Here is a 17,037-nt window from a genome sequence, read left to right on the forward strand (position 1 = left end):
GTGCAGTTCCTGCACGGTCAAGCAATCTCCTGAAAACCGTGCGCCTTGCGTTTGCCAATCACGCCAGTGCGGCGATGGAATCATCATCCAGGTTGCCCGGCACGATCGTTACCGGAATAGGGAAGGTTCCCGCTGTTTTTCCGGCAATCGAGGAGACCAGTGGCCCCGGCCCTTCCGAGCCCGTACTGGCGGCAAGGATCAGGATGGCGATGTCGGCATCGGCTTCGATCAGCTCCAGGATCTCTTCGGCCTTGGCACCTTCCCTGACCACCGATTCCGGCTCGGTGCGGGCGACGGAGCGCACGCGCTCGGCGGCTTTTGCAAGAGCCGCTTCGGCTTCTTCCTGGGCTTCCGCCCGCATGATGTCCTCAACCCCCAGCCAATGCTGGAAGTCGCCTGGCGCAATGATGAAGACCAACGTGACAACACCGCCGGTCCGCGCCGCCCGCTTGGCGGCATATACGATCGCCCGGTCACATTCGGGCGTTTCGTCAACCACGACCAGAAACTTCCGGCGGTGGCCTTCCTCGTTGCTTTTTCGAATAGCTACCATGGGGCGCATGCTGCCACCGGTCCGCGCGCTCCGCAAGCGGCGAAATCGCCGCGCGCAGAGCGCTCAACCGGTGTCTTTCGGGCCTGTCCTAGAGGATGAACTTCGACAGGTCGACGTTCTTGGCAAGGTCGCCGATGTTGTCGCGGACGAATTTACCCGTGATCTCGACTTCCTCACCCGGCCGGTCCGGCGCCGTGAAGGAAATCTCGTCGAGGATGCGTTCCATCACCGTCTGCAGGCGGCGAGCGCCGATATTCTCGACCGAGGCATTGAGATCGACCGCGATGGAGGCGATTTCGTCGATGGCATCCTCGGTGAAGCTGAGGGTGAGCTTTTCCGTTTCCAAAAGCGCCACATACTGCTTGATGAGGCTGGCTTCCGGCTCGGTCAGGATCGCGCGGAAATCGTCCTTGTCGAGGGCGCGCAGTTCCACGCGGATCGGCAGACGTCCCTGCAGCTCCGGCAGAAGATCGGAGGGTTTGGCCACATGGAACGCACCCGACGCGATGAACAGGATATGGTCGGTCTTGACCGGGCCGTGCTTGGTGGAAACGACCGTGCCCTCGATCAGCGGCAGAAGGTCACGCTGCACGCCTTCGCGCGAGACATCGGCTCCGGCACGGCCTTCACGGGCGCAGATCTTGTCGATCTCGTCGAGGAAGACGATGCCGGAATTCTCGACGAGCGAAATCGCCTCTTCGACCACCTTGTCGTCATCGAGCAGCTTGTCGGATTCCTCGTTGATCAGGAGCTGGTAGCTGTCGCGAACGGTGGTGCGCTTGGTCTTGGTCTGGCCACCAAATGCCTTGCCCAGCAGATCGGAGACATTCATCACCCCGACACTGGCCCCGGGCATGCCCGGCAGATCAAAGCTCGGCATCTGTGCCTGGGCCCGGACCTCAACCTCGATTTCCTTGTCGTCCATCTCGCCGTCGCGAAGCTTGGTGCGGAAGCTGTCCCGGGTTGCCGGGCTTGAATTCTTTCCGACAAGCGCATCGAGCACACGTTCCTCGGCCAGCATGTGCGCCTTGGCCTTGACCGCTTCGCGTTTCTGATCGCGCACCAGCGTGATCCCGGCTTCCACCAGATCGCGGACGATCTGCTCCACGTCACGGCCGACATAGCCGACCTCGGTGAATTTGGTTGCTTCCACCTTGGTGAAGGGAGCATTGGCCAGTTTTGCGAGCCGGCGCGAAATTTCGGTCTTGCCGACACCGGTCGGGCCGATCATCAGGATGTTCTTCGGCAGAACCTCCTCGCGCATCTGGCCCTGCAGCTGCTGGCGGCGCCAGCGGTTGCGCAATGCAATGGCGACCGCGCGCTTGGCATCTTTCTGGCCGACGATGTAGCGGTCGAGTTCTGAAACGATCTCACGCGGAGAAAAATCGGACATTGTTTAAGACACGCCTTCCGTACTTACGAGTTCCATCAGCAGACAGTCGCCTGTCCGGCCCAGAAGTGCTTCGATCTCCTGGAAGCCAGCCTTGCGATAGGCCTTCACAGCCCTGAGATTGGCCGGATTCGGATCGATGATGATCCGCTCATGGCCTTCTTTCCGCAATTGGCTGACAAATGCCTGCAAAGTTCTTGTTCCAAGTCCCCGGGACAGGTCTTCCTCGGCTGCAATCGACAGGTCGACACCAACGGCATCGGCCGGAAGCAGATCCAGCCAGGGATAATCCCCGGCAATCTCGCTTGCCTGCTGATCGCCGACAAACCAGACCTGGATATATCCCTTGTCGAGACCGCCTTCCTGAAAAATGAGAGGCCGGGTCGTATCCCTGCCCTCGACCATGTCCCGGATATTGTTCAGTTCTTCTTCCGGTTCACCCCACCATTGCCGCCAGTGTGGCTGTGCCAGCCAATCCGCCAGCATCGGCAGATCTTCGGCAGTGACGGGGCGAAACGAAATCATCCGCCCTTACTCGGCCGTATCCAGCGATTCAACGGTCACGCTGGAGTTGGTGTAAACGCAGATTTCCGCGGCAACCGCCATCGCCTTGCGGGCAATGGTTTCCGCGTCATAGTCGGTATCGACCAGCGCGCGGCCAGCGGCGAGCGCGTAGTTGCCGCCCGAACCGATGCCCATGACACCGCCTTCGGGCTCGAGCACGTCGCCGGTACCGGTCAGCACCAGAGACACGTTCTTGTCGGCAACCAGCATCATCGCCTCCAGACGGCGCAGATAGCGGTCCGTCCGCCAGTCCTTGGCCAGTTCCACACAGGCACGCATCAATTGACCCGGATACTGTTCCAGCTTCGCCTCGAGGCGCTCGAACAGTGTGAAGGCATCGGCAGTCGCACCGGCAAATCCGGCGATGACCTCGCCCTTGGCCAGCAGGCGTACCTTGCGGGCGGTGTGCTTGATCACGGTCTGGCCCAGAGAGACCTGACCGTCACCGGCGATCACCACCTTGCCGCCCTTGCGCACCATCATGATCGTCGTACCGTGCCACTGGGCCGGTTCGCGCGTTTCGCTCATACAATCCTCTTGGCAATCTTCATGGTCTTCTTGTCTGCCGCCCTATGTAGGCGGCAAATCGGGTATTTCCAAGCAGTCAATGGGAACCGGCCTGCGTCACAAAGGATTTGGAGCCTCGGGTGATCGGCTCCCGGCAGGTATTTGCATGCTGATTCTGGTGAGAAATTCGCACCCTCAGTGCGACATCTCGATCCGGGTCGCACGCAAGAGGGCATCCACCAGCTTGTCCATCTGGCCACCGGCCCGTTCGTCAGACAGTTCGCCCTTGTCGTCGAAGGCGTTGGCAGCTTTCGGCACGGCCACCATCTGCGGCAGGACCATCGCCCCGAGACCGACTTCCAGAATGGTGCGCATGCCGATCAGTCCGCGCATGCCGCCAAAGGCTCCTGTCGATGCCGCCCCCAGCGCAAACATCTTGTTCCTGTAGGGATCGCCCGGCTCCTTCACGCGGCTGATCCAGTCCAGCGTGTTTTTCAGCAAGGGCGTAATACCGGCGTTATATTCCGGACAGGACAGAAAGACGCCATCCTGCCCCTGAAGCAACCGCTTGAGTTTCTTGGCGTTTTCCGGAACTCCCGCCGTGTTCTCCTGGTCGCCGTCGTAGATCGGCAACGGATAGTCCTTCAACGAGAGATGCGTTACTTCCGCATCCAGGATTGCAAGTTTCTTGGCGGCAAGTGCCGCAAGTTTGCCGTTGAAGGAACCTCCCCGGACCGAGCCCGAGCAAACGAGGATCTTCGGATTGCGCATCAGAACCTTCCCAAGAATTATCCAGCCCACGCCTTATGTAGCGCGGTGAACCGTCTGGTCCCGAGTGTAAGGTGCTTTTCCGGAAATGGGAGTGTTTCCTGTCCGCTGTCCCCTGCCGTGTGAAGCCTCAATGGGCTTTGCGATAGACCCACACGCGTGCCGGAGGCAGGTTCTTCCAGACCCAGTCCGAACTGAAGACAGAGATCGAACGGATGTCCGGTTTGACCGGCGCGACCAGCCCATAGGAAAACTGGATGAAAGGCGCGCCCGGCTTCAGAAGGTCCAACGCTTCTGCCAGAAGGGCCTTACGCACCGTTTCCGGACGCGTCAGCAGCGGCAGGGACGACACGATGCCGTCAAGCGAATGCTGCTGGTCCTGGGGTGCTGAAAGCGTATCGCCCGCCCGGCCAAGGGTTTCGCCAAGGGCATAGGCATCCCCCTGGACAACCTTCAGTCCCGGATATCTGCGGGTCAGCAGTTCACAAAATTCCGGACAATATTCGATGAGCCTGAGTTGCTGCGACGAAAACCCCCGTTCCAGGATCGCCTTCGTGACAACGCCAGTACCCGGCCCGAGTTCAACAACCCTTGAATGGGGACGCGGCGTCAGAAAGGAGGCCATCTTGGCGGCAAGCTCGGGCCCGGAAGGGGCAACGGCACCTGTTCGAAGCGGGTTCTGAGCCCAGGAACGGATGAATTTGACTTCATCGAGCACCTTAGCCCGAACGGCACTTGCCTTTTCAAGCTTTTCCCGAAAAGCCTCCCGGCGCGAGCTATTGCGTTTCAGCATCTTTCCTCACTCACATCCCCCACGCGGGGAATATAGGAGTGATTGCAATAAGATGCCATGGGCAAGCGCACAAATTGCACGCATAGTTCCCCGGTTTCTGGCCGCTTATGCACCGAGATTATCGATGAAATCCTTCACCTTGGAGAAAAAACCAGCCGATTCGGGATGGTTTTCACCGGAGGATTCCTTTTCGAACTCCGCAAGAAGTTCACGTTGGCGACGGGTCAGATTCGTCGGAGTTTCGACCGTGACCTGAATGTACATGTCACCATACTGGCTGGAGCGCATGATCGGCATGCCCTTGCCGCGCAGCCGGAACTGCTTGCCGGTCTGCGTGCCTTCGGGCACCTTGACGCGGCTGGTTGCACCTTCGACCGTGGGCACATCGAACTGGCCGCCCAGGGTTGCCGTCGACATGGAAATCGGCACACGGCAATAAAGATCTGCGCCGTCGCGCTGGAAGAGTTCGTGTGGCCTGAGCGAGAGGAAGATATAAAGGTCGCCCGAAGGACCGCCGCGCACGCCAGCTTCGCCTTCACCCGCCAGACGAATTCGGGTGCCGTCCTCGATACCTGCCGGAATGTTGACGGACAGCGTGCGCTCCTGGGTCTTGCGGCCGGAACCACCACAGCTTTCGCACGGATCCGTAATCACCTGGCCGCGGCCCTGACAGCTCGGACAGGTGCGCTCCAGTGTGAAGAAGCCCTGTGCGGCGCGCACGCGGCCTGCCCCGCCACAGGTTCGGCAGGTAGTCGGGCTGGTTCCGGGCTTTGCACCCGAACCGGAGCAATCGTCACAGGTAACGCTGGTCGGAACCTCGATTTCCACCGTCTTGCCGGTGAAGGCATCTTCCAGCGTGATATCCAGATTGTAGCGCAGGTCCGCGCCGCGCTCGCGTCCACCGGATCGGCGGCCGCCGCCTCCGCCCATGCCGAAGAATTCCTCGAAGATATCAGACATGGTGGAGGAGAAATCATGGGCACCGGCACCGCCGCCGCCGCCAAATCCGCCGTTTTCGAAGGCCGCGTGGCCGAAACGGTCATAAGCCGCACGCTTCTGCTGGTCCTTCAGCGTGTCATAGGCCTCGTTGACTTCCTTGAACTTGGCTTCGGCGGCCTCGTCGCCCGGATTGCGGTCCGGGTGGAACTGCATCGCCATCTTGCGGTAGGCACTTTTCAGCGCCTTTTCATCCGCATCACGCGAAACACCCAGCACCTCATAGAAATCACGTTTCGACATCAAGATCTTCCGGTCTTGTTGTTGCACCGCTGGCAGCCTGGCATTTGCCGGCGCCAATTACGGCGAAGGCGCCGCGCACAAGTGCCCTTTTCATCAGGCAGTCGAGCAACCGGCGCCGGGATTGGACCAGCCAGCCGGGAACCGGCTGGCTGGTATGCTTCAGTTATGCGGATTTTTTGTCGTCGTCTTCTTTGACTTCTTCGAAATCCGCATCGACGACATCGTCTTCAGCCTTGGCTTTTGGATCGGCTTCCTCGCCGTCCTCGGCCTGGGCGTCTGCCTGAGCTGCCTGATACATGGCTTCGCCAAGTTTCATGGAAGCTTCCGCCAGAGCCTGTGTCTTGGCCTTGATGTCTTCCAGGTCTTCACCTTCAAGCGCAGACTTCAGGGCGGCGAGAGCGGTCTCGATCGCGGACTTGTCGTCCTCGGAAACCTTGTCGCCGTAGTCCTTCAAGGACTTGTCGGTGGAATGGACCAGGGATTCGCCCTGGTTCCTGGCTTCCACCAGTTCCTTCCGCTTCTTGTCCTCATCGGCGTGGGATTCAGCGTCCTTGATCATCTGGTCGATGTCGCTGTCGCTGAGGCCGCCGGAGGCCTGGATACGGATCTGCTGTTCCTTGCCGGTGCCCTTGTCCTTCGCGGACACGTTGACGATACCGTTGGCGTCGATGTCGAAGGTAACTTCGATCTGCGGAACGCCGCGCGGTGCCGGCGGCAGGCCGACCAGGTCGAACTGACCGAGAACCTTGTTGTCCGCGGCCATTTCGCGCTCGCCCTGAAAGACGCGGATGGTCACAGCCGTCTGATTGTCTTCAGCGGTCGAGAACACCTGGCTCTTCTTGGTCGGGATCGTCGTGTTGCGGTCGATCAGACGGGTGAAGACACCGCCGAGCGTCTCGATGCCGAGCGACAGCGGGGTCACGTCGAGCAGCAGAACGTCCTTGACGTCGCCCTGCAGAACACCTGCCTGGATCGCGGCACCCATGGCAACGACTTCGTCCGGGTTCACACCCTTGTGCGGGTCCTTGCCGAAGAACGTCTTCACGGTTTCCTGGATCTTCGGCATGCGCGTCATGCCGCCAACCAGAACCACTTCGTCGATTTCACCGGGAGAAAGACCGGCGTCTTTCAGAGCGGCTTTCATCGGCTCGATGGTGCGCTTGACCAGAGCTTCAACCAGCGACTCGAACTTGGCGCGGGTGAGCTTCAGGGTCAGGTGCTTCGGACCGGAGGCATCCGCCGTGATGAACGGCAGGTTGATTTCGGTCTGGGACGAGGACGACAGCTCGATCTTCGCCTTTTCCGCAGCTTCCTTCAGGCGCTGCAAGGCCAGCTTGTCGTTTTTCAGGTCGATGCCCTGGTCCTTCTTGAACTCGGACGCAAGGTAGTCGACGAGGACCATGTCGAAGTCTTCACCACCGAGGAAGGTGTCGCCGTTTGTGGACTTCACTTCGAAGACACCGTCGCCGATTTCCAGGACCGAGACGTCGAACGTACCACCGCCGAGGTCATAGACCGCGATGGTCTTGCCGTCGTTCTTGTCGAGCCCGTAGGCAAGCGCTGCTGCCGTCGGCTCGTTGATGATACGCAGGACTTCAAGACCCGCGATCTTGCCGGCATCCTTGGTTGCCTGGCGCTGCGCGTCGTTGAAGTAAGCCGGGACGGTGATGACCGCCTGGGTCACTTTTTCGCCGAGATAGCTCTCAGCGGTTTCCTTCATCTTCTGAAGGATGAAAGCGGACACCTGGGACGGGGAGTATTTTTCGCCGTTGGCTTCCACCCATGCGTCGCCATTGTCGGCCTTGACGATTTCGAACGGGACAAGCTTCTTGTCCTTGTCGACGGTCGGGTCGGAGTACCGGCGACCGATCAGGCGCTTGACCGCGAACAGGGTGTTGGTCGGGTTCGTGACCGCCTGGCGTTTTGCCGGCTGGCCGACGAGACGCTCGCCATCGTCGGAGAAGGCCACCATCGACGGGGTGGTGCGGGCGCCTTCTGCGTTTTCAATTACCTTGGAATCTTTACCGTCCATGACGGCGACGCACGAGTTGGTCGTGCCGAGGTCGATACCAATGACCTTTGCCATATCTGCCTCTCTTTCTAGCAAACCGGATAGACCCAAAAAGGCGTCATTCCGGCTCCTCTCAGTTGGGTTCCGGGTTTCCCCGGACATCGCACCAGAACGATGGGTTCATGATTTGGCGCGAAGCTTGACCGCTATATAGGTGGATGAAACTTTACCTGCAAGACATCTGTCCACTGACATTTCGCAGACCTTCCGTTCTTCGCCGATATTTCTTCCCAGATCGTTACCAACATTGTCAGCTTTGCGAATTCCACATGCAATCGGCTGGCATCAGAGAGTTTTGCTCAAATGGGCAGGGCAAACCGGTTAAGATCGATCTGTCAGCGCAATCACCAGACGGTAAGGAGATCGGATTTGCGAGACCCCAGTCTTTGGAACAGGCTTGAAGCAAGCCACCCGGACGATGTGGAAGCGGACTTCCCGTTTTCCGCGCGCCTTGCCCGCGACAACGGGTGGAGCAGGGGTTTCGCCAGACGTGTCGTGACCGAATATCTTCGGTTTGCCTATCTCAGCCGTCTTGGCGAAGGCATCGTGACGCCGAGCGACGAAGTGGACCAGGCCTGGCATCTGCACCTGACCTACACCAAACACTATTGGGGAGCTATGCGGGAGGCGCTTGGCGGCCCGCTGCACCATATGCCGACCAGGGGCGGCCCGGAACAGGAGCTCCGGTTCCGGCAAGCCTATGCCAGGACACTCCGGCTCTACCGGTCCGAATTCGGTGAACCGCCACGGGACATCTGGCCGCAGGAGGACATCCGGTTCGGAAAGGCACCCGGGTTTGTGCGGGTGAATGCGCAGGACGTCTGGATCATCCGCAAGCCGCAATGGCCAAACCGGATTGCCGGCCTTGCCCGAAGGTTCGGCAAAGCGCCCGCCGTCGTTCACTGTGCCCTGCTGACGGCAATGTCCCTGCTTCTGGGGACGAGACTGGCCTTCGCCCATGGAGAGGCGCAAGGCGACACCCTGATCGAGAGATTGCGCAATATGGTCTGGCATTGGGCCACCATGCACACGTCCGAATTCCTGATTTCCCTGTTCCTCATTGCCGTGGTGCTGTTCATCCTCTTCAAGAAATCAACCGCCGGAAAATCCTCCGGGTGCAGCACGGGCTGCGGCACCAGCAGCGGCGGGGGCGACAGTAGCTGCAGTTCCGGCTGCAGCGGTTGCGGCGGAGGCGACTGAACGAGCGGCTACCACTTGACCATGCAGGAAATCCCCATCAACGGTCTGAGCGGACTTCTCTACCTGCCCGGCTATTTTGACCGCGCAGGTCAGGAGCAGTTGCTTGAGCACATCCGCACCATCGTGGCCGAAGCACCGCTGTTCCAGCCGGTGATGCCGAAAACCGGCAAACCTTTTTCGGTGCGCATGAGCAACTGCGGGCCGCTTGGCTGGGTGTCGGATATCCGTGGCTACCGGTACCAGCCCGCACACCCTGTAACCGGTGCTCCATGGCCCGCCATGCCTGACGCCTTGACGGGCCTTTGGACGGAGGTTGCCGCCGCAGCGCCGCCCGCAGAGGCCTGTCTGATCAATTTCTATGATGCAGGCGCGCGCATGGGCCTGCACCAGGACCGGGACGAACAGGTGTTCGACGCGCCGGTCGTCTCGGTCTCTCTGGGAGATACGGCAACCTTTCGCGTCGGTGGTCTGTCCCGCAAGGATCCGACAAAATCCTTCCGCCTGCAGTCGGGCGACGTTGTCGTGCTTGGCGGTGAAGCTCGCCTCGCCTTTCACGGCATCGACCGGGTGCTGAAGGGAACATCCACTCTTTTGAAGAACGGCGGCCGGATCAACCTCACGCTGAGGCGGGTCAATCCGGCCTGACACTCACGTTTCCAGATAAGTCGCCTCGAAGCTCACCGGAAAATTTACCGACCGGGCAATGAAACAGACCTTGTGAATCTCCTGGTGGATCGCATCGGCCTTTGCCAGGTCCGTGCCTTTTGGCACGGTGATGGCCGGCTTCAGGACGGCGCGCAGAAACCGTCCGGCGCCGGACGGCTCCGTTTCCCCCGTCGCCTCCGGCGCATCCTCGTAGGCCGTAACGGCGATGCCCGCGTCACTTGCCAGATGCAGGAACCAGAGCATGTGGCAGCTCGCCAGGGCGGAGAGAAGCAGGTCCTCCGGATTGTGGAGCGCCGGACTTCCGCCGAGCAGCGGGTCGTTTGAACAGAATACAGGAGGCTTTCCGGGGGTCCGGATTTCCCACGTCCTGTCGTAAGATCTGTAACTTTTCGTCCCCTCTCCGCGATTACCTGTCCAGCGTATGAGAGATGAATAGCCGTGTTCGTTGCTCATGCAGCCTCCTAAAATGTATACATTTATACATTTTGGATTTACAGGCCACTGTCAAGGCTCTATTGCACATTCGGGGAGGCGCCATGTCCGCGGAAAAAATTGCAGCCACGCTCGAGTCCGACATCGTTTCGGGACTCTTCCGTCCCGGTGAGGAATTGAAACAGGGAGAAATTGCGGCCCGCTTTTCCGTGAGCCGCATACCCGTGCGTGACGCCCTGCAACTTATGGCAGCACGGGGGCTGATCGACCTTGAACGCAATCGCCGGGCACGTGTGATCAACCTTGCTCCGGCAGAGATCGACGAGGTCTATCATCTGCGCGGCCTGCTGGAGACCGACTGCCTGCGGCACTCGATCAGACGGCTGGACACCGACGATCTTGTGAAGATTGAGACGGCCCTTGCCCATTCCAGCATCGATGCGGCCACCGATCGGTGGGCCGACGGCGACTGGGCCTTTCACAAGAGCCTCTATGCGCCGGCAAAACGGCCAAGGGAACTGACGATGATTGAAGACCTGCGACGGACCTGCCGGATTCACATTGCCGGCTACGGTGTCTTGCCGACCCTCACCGACAGATGGCTGAAGGATCATGAAGAGTTGGTCGCGGCCTGCAGATCGCGCGCTGAAGACCGGGCGACGGAGATTCTGATCCGCCATATTGCGGATGCGCGCGAGACGCTGCTGGCGGCAATGCCCGGCTGACCGGACAAGGCGGCCGCGCGCTCCGCCGGGCGACGCTCCGCACCGGGACCGGCGGTTCGACGGCAAAAGGCCGGGCTGAGTGCCCGGCCAACTGCCTCAGAAAAGCATGTAGGTCGTCACGATCGCGCAGGTGGCAATGACCCACAAGGCGACCCGCCCCGAGCGGGTGTGACGCGCCTCCGCCCGGCCAATCGCCTCGGCGGTCTGCTCGTCGAACCTGAGCCCGCCATGTGTCATCTTTTCCAGCTCTTCCGACATCCGGCCGATTCTGTCGGCAAAGAGCGGCATGTCGTTGGCGATGCGCGCGAGTGCCGTCAGTGCATCACCTGCATCGCGCAGCTTGCCGACAGGACCCAGGTTGTCCTTGATCCAGTTGCCGACCACAGGCTCCGCCGTTCGCCACATATCGAGATTGGGATTGAGCGAGCGGGCCACGCCCTCGACCACGACCATGGTCTTTTGCAACATGATCAGCTGGGTCTGGGTGCTCATCTCGAAGAGCTCGGTCACCTCGAACAACTGGGTGAGCAGCCGGGCCATGGAGATTTCGCTAGCGTCGTGGCCATGGATAGGCTCACCGATGGCGCGGATCGCCTGGGCGAACATGTCGACGTCCTGATGCGCGGGCACATATCCTGCTTCGAAGTGAACCTCGGCCACCCGCCGGTAGTTGCGGGTGATGAAGCCGAACAGGATTTCGGCAAGGAACCGGCGCTCGCGCTTGTTGAGACGGCCGATGATACCGAAATCAACGGCAACCAGAGTTCCGTCCGGCTCAACGAAGAGATTGCCCTGGTGCATGTCGGCGTGAAAGAAGCCGTCGCGCAGCGTGTGGCGCAGGAAGTTCTGAATGACAGCGGCCCCGAGCGCTTCAAGGTCATGGCCGTCATCCTTGAGGCCCTCGACGTCCGACATCTTGCGGCCGTCGATCCATTCCATGGTCAGCACGCCCTTGGCTGTGCGCAGCCATTCGACGGAAGGAACGCGGAAACCGGGATCGTCTGCGGTGTTTTCCGCCATTTCCGAAAGGGCCGCGGCCTCGAGACGGAAGTCCATTTCCATGGCCACCGACTGCGCCAGGGTGTCCACCACGGCAACAGGCCGCAGGCGCCGTGACGGCGGATGGAACCGTTCGGCCAGTCGGGCAACGAGGTAGTAGCTTTCAAGATCGCGCTGGAAGCGGCGGGAAACCCCTGGCCGCAGAACCTTGACGGCAACCTTGCGCTCCGTGCCGTCCTTGTCGAGGATCACCGCCGGATGGACCTGGGCAATCGAGGCGGCGGCAACCGCTTCACCGAACGAGACGAAGACCTCTTCGACAGGCTTGCCGAGTTGTTCGGCCACGGCGGCGCGGGCCGCGTCGTGATCAAAGGCCGGCAGGCGGTCCTGAAGAGCGGACAATTCGCGGGCGGCTTCCTTGCCGACCACATCGGCGCGGGTCGCCAGGAACTGGCCAAGCTTCACATAGGAAGGTCCAAGCTTGTTGAGCGCGTCGGACAGACGAAGGTCCGCCCGCTTGTTGCGAACGGACCGGCGCTCCAGAAGCCGCGCCATGGCAATGGCGAACCGTGGCCCGGGCGGCAGATCCGGCAGCGAAACGAGACCGAACACGCCCTCGCGCGCCATCACGAAACCCGCCCGCGCCAAGCGGAGGAAAGGCATCACGGGAAAGGCCATGTATCAGAGTTTCCAGCCGTAATGCAGGGCGGCGATTCCGCCGGAATAATTGCGGTAGCCGACACGCTCGAACCCGGCTTCGCGGATCATGTCGGCAAAGCGGTCCTGGTTCGGGAAATTGCGGATCGATTCCACCAAATACCTGTAAGGGTCCCCGTCACCCGTGACCCAGCGTCCCATGGCCGGGATCGCGTTGAAGGAGAAGGTGTCGTAGACCTTGTCGAGCAACGGCACGTCGACCTCGGAAAACTCGAGGCAGAGGAACCGGCCGCCCCGCTTCAAAACCCTGCGCGCTTCGCGCAAGGCCTTGGGAATGTCCGGCACGTTGCGGATGCCGAAAGCGATGGTGTAGGCATCGAAGCTCTTGTCGGGAAACGGCAGTTCCTCGGCGTTGCCCTGGCTGAAGGTGATGAGATCGGAAAGACCGGCCTTTTCGGCGCGGTCACGGCCGACGCCGAGCATGCTTTCGTTGATGTCGCACACCACCGCACGGGCGGTGTCGTTGGACCGGCGAACCACACGAGTGGCGATGTCGCCGGTTCCGCCGGCCACATCCAGCAGCCGCCAGTTGGAGGCCGGTGTCTTGGGCGGCGCCAGGAACGAGACCATGGCATCCTTCCAGACCCGGTGCAGCCCGCCGGACATCAGGTCGTTCATCAGGTCGTAGCGCTCGGCAACCTTGTGAAAGACATCGTCCACCAGCGCCTGCTTCTGACCTTCGGCTACCCTTGTGAAGCCGAAACTGGTCGGCATCTCTTCCGGTGCGCGGTTCGACCTGGCCGAATGTCCGTGTGCCTGTTGCGTCATGAAAGCGCCTCCAAGATCGCCCTGCGCCGCGGCAATGATGCCGGCCGGCGGCGGGGCCGATCACTTCTTACCCGTTGGACAATCCACCTGTTGAAAGTGCTGGCGGATTGCCGTTTCGAAACTATCTTCAAAGTGCGCCGGACCATAGTACAAGCCATTGGCAAGCGCTATCGTTGCCGGCCACCAAAAACCATATGCCGCAGGCCTATAGCCTGCCATGACAGCGGATACCAGACCTGACATGCCAGAACTCCCGGAAGTCGAAACCGTCAAGCGCGGTCTTGCCCCCACTTTCGAAGGGGCGCTGATAGCAAAGGTCGACCAGAACCGGCCGGACCTGCGCTTTCCATTTCCGGACGGGTTTGCGGACCGGCTCACCGGACGCAGGATGACCGTGCTGTCACGCCGGTCGAAATATCTTCTGGGCGATGTCGACAGCGGCGATGTGCTGGTGATGCACCTTGGCATGTCTGGATCGTTCCGGATCGAAAACGATCTTTCCGCGGATACGCCGGGCACCTTTGCCCATGCGCGCAGCAAGGACCCGAAACACGACCACGTCGTCTTCCACCTGGAGACCGCCGACGGTGCACGCGCCCGGATCGTCTACAACGACCCGCGCCGGTTCGGCTTCATGGATCTCATTGCCCGACCCGTGCTTGCAGATCATCCCTTTTTCCGTGACCTCGGCCTGGAACCTCTGGGCAACGACCTTGGCGGCGAAACGCTGGCGCGGCTGTTCAGCGGACGCAAGACGCCGCTCAAGGCAGCGCTGCTCAACCAGAAACTGATCGCGGGGCTGGGTAATATATATGTGTGCGAGGCGCTTTGGCGCAGCGGGCTGAGCCCGGAGCGGGCCGCCGGCACGCTGGTGACCCGCACGGGCAAGCCGACAAAGAAAGCCGTGGAACTTGCCGCCAATATCCGCGCCACCCTGGAAGATGCCATCAAGGCGGGTGGGTCTTCCTTGCGCGATCACACCCAGGCGGACGGCACGCTCGGCTATTTCCAGCATTCCTTTGCCGTCTACGACCGCGAGGGCGAGGCCTGCCGGACCCCGGGTTGCAAGGGCACCATTGCCCGCCTTGTCCAGTCGAACCGGTCAACCTTCCACTGCCCGGCCTGCCAGAGCTGACTTGTCCCATCGGCCAAGCTTGCCAGACCCGCCCGACCTCGGGTAGGCATTGCCGGTGAAGTACACGTCCAGGAAACCGCAGGCACCGGGAGCCGGGCTCAAGGGAGACCGGGTCATCCGGACCGCCGCGGGTTCCAGCACTGGGAGCTGGCGACATGGGATATGAGAACATTCGCGTCGAAAAACGCGGAAAAGTCGGTCTGATCACACTGGACCGGCCAAAAGCCTTGAATGCACTCAATTCGGCCCTGGTTGCCGAACTCGGCACGGCGCTTGACGGGTTCGATGCGGACGAGCGGATCGGCTGCGTCGTCATCACCGGCTCGGAAAAGGCCTTTGCCGCAGGTGCCGACATCAAGGAAATGCAGCCGCACAATTTTTCATCCGCCTATCAGACGGATCTGATCACACCTTTCGACCGGGTCTCACGCAATCGCAAGCCGATCATCGCCGCCGTGGCGGGCTATGCGCTTGGCGGCGGCTGCGAGCTGGCCATGCTGTGCGATTTCATCATCGCTGCGGACACGGCAAAGTTCGGCCAGCCGGAAATCACGCTCGGTGTCATTCCGGGCGCCGGGGGCACTCAGCGCCTGACGCGGTTCGTCGGCAAGTCCAAGGCCATGGAAATGGTCCTGACCGGCCGCATGATGGACGCTGAAGAAGCCGAACGCAGCGGTCTGGTCAGCCGTATTGTTCCGGCGGACGATCTGCTCGAGGAAGCGCTGAAAGCTGCCGAAAAGATTGCTGACTTCTCGCTGCCCGTGGTGATGATGGCCAAGGAAAGCGTCGACCGGTCCTATGAAACCACGCTGTCGGAAGGGGTCCGTTTCGAACGGCGTGTCTTCCAGGCGCTGTTTGCCCTGGAAGACCAGAATGAAGGCATGAGCGCCTTCGCCGAAAAACGGACGCCGCAGTTCCGGAACAAATAAACTACGGCGTTCAACGATAAAGCCGTTGACGGCATCCGAAAGCGCGATTATAAGCTGCGCCCAATCGGTGGCGGTTTTCCGCCGCCGTTGTTTTTTGATCGGGTCCAGCAGCTTTTGCTCTCTTGTCCCGATCGCCACCGGACACTAGTCCCAATTACCGATCAGGATAGAGCCCATGGCCAACACACCATCGGCCAAGAAGGCGGCCCGCAAGATTGCCCGCCGGACGGCCACGAACAAAGCCCGTCGCAGCCGCGTGCGCACGTTCCTGCGCAAGGTTGAGGAAGCGATTGCTTCCGGCGATCAGGCCGCTGCAAATGAGGCCTTCAAGGCTGCGCAGCCGGAAATCATGCGCGCTGCCGGCAAAGGCACGATGCACGCCAACACGGCGTCCCGGAAAGTTTCCCGCCTCAATGCCCGTATCAAGGCACTCAGCGCGTAACAGACCCGTCATATGACCGTTAAAAAGACCCGGCCACAGTGCCGGGTTTTTTTTAGCCACGCAATTTTGTGGATGACGAAATTCGACAACCCTGGCGCGCATTATCGCGATTTCTACCGAGTATAATGGTGTCAGGAAAAATGTTTATCTTTCAATGATTTACGTACATGTACCATTGGAAGAACGCGATCAATCCGGATTCGATACGAGTCAAGCTATCAGTTCCGAAATTTTTTTTGAAATCGATGTTTTTGCAAAATGACAGGGCGTCTCAGAGCGAAAAGTCATTGCGGTAAAACACATTTGTTCCGTCGCCAGCAGGGACCAGAAACACAGTGACGCGGGGGGAGAAACCGACCCTTTCCGCCATTCTCAAAAACACGCTGTTGCCCCTTCGGTCGCGGTCTGTATATTAACAATACGGCTGGCGGGTAAGACCAGCGACCAACTTAAAAACGGTGCTTGGAAAACAATGAATAAGTTAAAGCGAACCATCACTGAGCACATAAAATTCAATTCAGGGAATGAATACGTTAGCGTGTTCGACCTTCCGGGCGCTTAGCCTGGAGTAGACTACTACTTTCTCAAGAAAATCTTGAAGAATACTTATAATCAATAGCACCACGCTATTGAAGGGGGCGGCTTTGCAATTTCAAGGTGGATATGCAGGGAATGTGACTGCGCAGGAGGCCTTTGACGGTCTTGCCGGGCAGCAGGACGCAATCCTCGTCGATGTGCGTACGCAGGCGGAATGGTCCTTTGTCGGCCTGCCGGATCTTCGTCCGATCGGCAAGGAGCCGATCCTGGCCGAATGGCAGAGCTTTCCGTCGTCAGGTCCCAATCCCAGCTTCGTGGATTCGGTTTCTGATCTTTTGGTCAAAAAAGGACTTGACCGGGACGCGCCAATCTATTTCTTGTGCCGCTCCGGAGCGCGGAGCCAGGCAGCTGCGATCGCCCTGACGCAAGCCGGCTACTCGCAGTGCTTCAATATCACGGATGGTTTCGAGGGCCCTCTCGGTCCGGACGGCCACCGTGGGACCCAGTCCGGCTGGAAAGCCGCCGGATTGCCCTGGATTCAAAGTTAGTTACCTCGCCCATTGACGGGGTCAGGTGAAGGGAGTTTTCCCTTCGCCATATAA

At 60.3% G+C, this 17,037-nt stretch carries 18 protein-coding genes; 7 read left to right on the forward strand and 11 right to left on the reverse strand.

Annotated elements, in window-relative coordinates; all coding sequences use genetic code 11:
- Positions 1–58 precede the first annotated feature (58 nt).
- The 8 genes from ACYQ54_RS17800 to dnaK all read right to left on the reverse strand — a co-directional run bounded on the left by ACYQ54_RS17800 (position 59) and on the right by dnaK (position 7,900).
- Positions 59–553 (reverse strand): universal stress protein, encoded by a 495-nt coding sequence (locus ACYQ54_RS17800; RefSeq protein WP_460084702.1) that lies wholly within the window; start codon positions 551–553, stop codon positions 59–61.
- Between the two features lie 88 nt (positions 554–641).
- Positions 642–1,946: an ATP-dependent protease ATPase subunit HslU gene (hslU, locus tag ACYQ54_RS17805; protein WP_460084705.1), complete on the reverse strand. Its 1,305-nt coding sequence runs from the start codon at positions 1,944–1,946 to the stop codon at positions 642–644.
- A 3-nt stretch (positions 1,947–1,949) separates the two neighbouring features.
- Complete coding sequence (locus ACYQ54_RS17810; protein WP_460084708.1) at positions 1,950–2,468, reverse strand: GNAT family N-acetyltransferase; 519 nt, start codon at positions 2,466–2,468, stop codon at positions 1,950–1,952.
- 6 nt (positions 2,469–2,474) lie between these two features.
- The gene (gene hslV, locus ACYQ54_RS17815; RefSeq protein WP_148582125.1) at positions 2,475–3,035 is read right to left on the reverse strand and encodes an ATP-dependent protease subunit HslV; all 561 of its coding nucleotides are present in this window, start codon (positions 3,033–3,035) and stop codon (positions 2,475–2,477) included.
- A gap of 174 nt (positions 3,036–3,209) precedes the next feature.
- Positions 3,210–3,785, reverse strand: coding sequence for an NADPH-dependent FMN reductase (locus tag ACYQ54_RS17820; protein WP_460084710.1), 576 nt, complete (start codon positions 3,783–3,785; stop codon positions 3,210–3,212).
- 127 nt (positions 3,786–3,912) lie between these two features.
- A complete protein-coding gene (locus ACYQ54_RS17825; RefSeq protein WP_460084713.1) occupies positions 3,913–4,575 on the reverse strand; it encodes a class I SAM-dependent methyltransferase in 663 nt (220 codons plus the stop codon).
- A 105-nt stretch (positions 4,576–4,680) separates the two neighbouring features.
- The gene (gene dnaJ, locus ACYQ54_RS17830) at positions 4,681–5,814 is read right to left on the reverse strand and encodes a molecular chaperone DnaJ (protein ID WP_460084714.1); all 1,134 of its coding nucleotides are present in this window, start codon (positions 5,812–5,814) and stop codon (positions 4,681–4,683) included.
- A 163-nt stretch (positions 5,815–5,977) separates the two neighbouring features.
- Positions 5,978–7,900 carry a molecular chaperone DnaK gene (dnaK, locus tag ACYQ54_RS17835; protein WP_460084717.1) on the reverse strand — a complete coding sequence of 641 codons (1,923 nt, stop codon included), beginning with the start codon at positions 7,898–7,900 and terminating at the stop codon, positions 5,978–5,980.
- 354 nt (positions 7,901–8,254) lie between these two features.
- Between dnaK and ACYQ54_RS17840 the strand changes: the two genes are divergently transcribed.
- Both ACYQ54_RS17840 and ACYQ54_RS17845 read left to right on the forward strand, forming a co-directional pair.
- The gene (locus ACYQ54_RS17840; protein WP_460084719.1) at positions 8,255–9,085 is read left to right on the forward strand and encodes a glycine-rich domain-containing protein; all 831 of its coding nucleotides are present in this window, start codon (positions 8,255–8,257) and stop codon (positions 9,083–9,085) included.
- Positions 9,086–9,106: 21 nt separating this feature from the next.
- Positions 9,107–9,730, forward strand: a complete 624-nt coding sequence (locus tag ACYQ54_RS17845; protein WP_460084874.1) for an alpha-ketoglutarate-dependent dioxygenase AlkB — start codon at positions 9,107–9,109, stop codon at positions 9,728–9,730.
- A 3-nt stretch (positions 9,731–9,733) separates the two neighbouring features.
- On the opposite strand, the gene ACYQ54_RS17850 is transcribed toward ACYQ54_RS17845, so the two are convergent.
- Positions 9,734–10,204: an OsmC family protein gene (locus ACYQ54_RS17850; protein WP_460084722.1), complete on the reverse strand. Its 471-nt coding sequence runs from the start codon at positions 10,202–10,204 to the stop codon at positions 9,734–9,736.
- Between the two features lie 83 nt (positions 10,205–10,287).
- Between ACYQ54_RS17850 and ACYQ54_RS17855 the strand changes: the two genes are divergently transcribed.
- Positions 10,288–10,908 carry a GntR family transcriptional regulator gene (locus ACYQ54_RS17855; protein WP_460084724.1) on the forward strand — a complete coding sequence of 207 codons (621 nt, stop codon included), beginning with the start codon at positions 10,288–10,290 and terminating at the stop codon, positions 10,906–10,908.
- A gap of 96 nt (positions 10,909–11,004) precedes the next feature.
- Here ACYQ54_RS17855 and ubiB read toward each other — a convergent pair whose 3' ends face one another.
- Together ubiB and ubiE are read right to left on the reverse strand one after the other, a co-directional pair.
- Complete coding sequence (gene ubiB, locus ACYQ54_RS17860; protein ID WP_460084726.1) at positions 11,005–12,585, reverse strand: 2-polyprenylphenol 6-hydroxylase; 1,581 nt, start codon at positions 12,583–12,585, stop codon at positions 11,005–11,007.
- A 3-nt stretch (positions 12,586–12,588) separates the two neighbouring features.
- Entirely contained in the window at positions 12,589–13,392 is an 804-nt protein-coding gene (ubiE, locus tag ACYQ54_RS17865) for a bifunctional demethylmenaquinone methyltransferase/2-methoxy-6-polyprenyl-1,4-benzoquinol methylase UbiE (protein ID WP_460084729.1), read from the reverse strand.
- Between the two features lie 241 nt (positions 13,393–13,633).
- On the opposite strand from ubiE, the gene mutM reads away from it, so the two are divergent.
- The 4 genes from mutM to ACYQ54_RS17885 all read left to right on the forward strand — a co-directional run bounded on the left by mutM (position 13,634) and on the right by ACYQ54_RS17885 (position 16,983).
- The gene (gene mutM, locus ACYQ54_RS17870; RefSeq protein WP_460084730.1) at positions 13,634–14,527 is read left to right on the forward strand and encodes a bifunctional DNA-formamidopyrimidine glycosylase/DNA-(apurinic or apyrimidinic site) lyase; all 894 of its coding nucleotides are present in this window, start codon (positions 13,634–13,636) and stop codon (positions 14,525–14,527) included.
- A gap of 155 nt (positions 14,528–14,682) precedes the next feature.
- The gene (locus ACYQ54_RS17875; protein ID WP_460084733.1) at positions 14,683–15,456 is read left to right on the forward strand and encodes an enoyl-CoA hydratase; all 774 of its coding nucleotides are present in this window, start codon (positions 14,683–14,685) and stop codon (positions 15,454–15,456) included.
- 175 nt (positions 15,457–15,631) lie between these two features.
- Positions 15,632–15,898 carry a 30S ribosomal protein S20 gene (gene rpsT, locus ACYQ54_RS17880; RefSeq protein WP_460084735.1) on the forward strand — a complete coding sequence of 89 codons (267 nt, stop codon included), beginning with the start codon at positions 15,632–15,634 and terminating at the stop codon, positions 15,896–15,898.
- A gap of 674 nt (positions 15,899–16,572) precedes the next feature.
- Positions 16,573–16,983, forward strand: a complete 411-nt coding sequence (locus tag ACYQ54_RS17885) for a rhodanese-like domain-containing protein (protein ID WP_460084738.1) — start codon at positions 16,573–16,575, stop codon at positions 16,981–16,983.
- Positions 16,984–17,037: the final 54 nt, after the last annotated feature.

The sequence above is a fragment of the Roseibium sp. LAB1 genome, from assembly GCF_054658235.1.

What these genes read in the sequence shown, in the direction of transcription:
- ACYQ54_RS17800 (WP_460084702.1), bottom strand. Translation starts at nt 553, where the DNA reads ATGGTAGCTATTCGAAAAAGCAACGAGGAAGGCCACCGCCGGAAGTTT.
- hslU (WP_460084705.1), bottom strand. Translation starts at nt 1,946, where the DNA reads ATGTCCGATTTTTCTCCGCGTGAGATCGTTTCAGAACTCGACCGCTAC.
- ACYQ54_RS17810 (WP_460084708.1), bottom strand. Translation starts at nt 2,468, where the DNA reads ATGATTTCGTTTCGCCCCGTCACTGCCGAAGATCTGCCGATGCTGGCG.
- hslV (WP_148582125.1), bottom strand. Translation starts at nt 3,035, where the DNA reads ATGAGCGAAACGCGCGAACCGGCCCAGTGGCACGGTACGACGATCATG.
- ACYQ54_RS17820 (WP_460084710.1), bottom strand. Translation starts at nt 3,785, where the DNA reads ATGCGCAATCCGAAGATCCTCGTTTGCTCGGGCTCGGTCCGGGGAGGT.
- ACYQ54_RS17825 (WP_460084713.1), bottom strand. Translation starts at nt 4,575, where the DNA reads ATGCTGAAACGCAATAGCTCGCGCCGGGAGGCTTTTCGGGAAAAGCTT.
- dnaJ (WP_460084714.1), bottom strand. Translation starts at nt 5,814, where the DNA reads ATGTCGAAACGTGATTTCTATGAGGTGCTGGGTGTTTCGCGTGATGCG.
- dnaK (WP_460084717.1), bottom strand. Translation starts at nt 7,900, where the DNA reads ATGGCAAAGGTCATTGGTATCGACCTCGGCACGACCAACTCGTGCGTC.
- ACYQ54_RS17845 (WP_460084874.1), top strand. Translation starts at nt 9,107, where the DNA reads ATGCAGGAAATCCCCATCAACGGTCTGAGCGGACTTCTCTACCTGCCC.
- ACYQ54_RS17850 (WP_460084722.1), bottom strand. Translation starts at nt 10,204, where the DNA reads ATGAGCAACGAACACGGCTATTCATCTCTCATACGCTGGACAGGTAAT.
- ACYQ54_RS17855 (WP_460084724.1), top strand. Translation starts at nt 10,288, where the DNA reads ATGTCCGCGGAAAAAATTGCAGCCACGCTCGAGTCCGACATCGTTTCG.
- ubiB (WP_460084726.1), bottom strand. Translation starts at nt 12,585, where the DNA reads ATGGCCTTTCCCGTGATGCCTTTCCTCCGCTTGGCGCGGGCGGGTTTC.
- ubiE (WP_460084729.1), bottom strand. Translation starts at nt 13,392, where the DNA reads ATGACGCAACAGGCACACGGACATTCGGCCAGGTCGAACCGCGCACCG.
- mutM (WP_460084730.1), top strand. Translation starts at nt 13,634, where the DNA reads ATGCCAGAACTCCCGGAAGTCGAAACCGTCAAGCGCGGTCTTGCCCCC.
- ACYQ54_RS17875 (WP_460084733.1), top strand. Translation starts at nt 14,683, where the DNA reads ATGGGATATGAGAACATTCGCGTCGAAAAACGCGGAAAAGTCGGTCTG.
- rpsT (WP_460084735.1), top strand. Translation starts at nt 15,632, where the DNA reads ATGGCCAACACACCATCGGCCAAGAAGGCGGCCCGCAAGATTGCCCGC.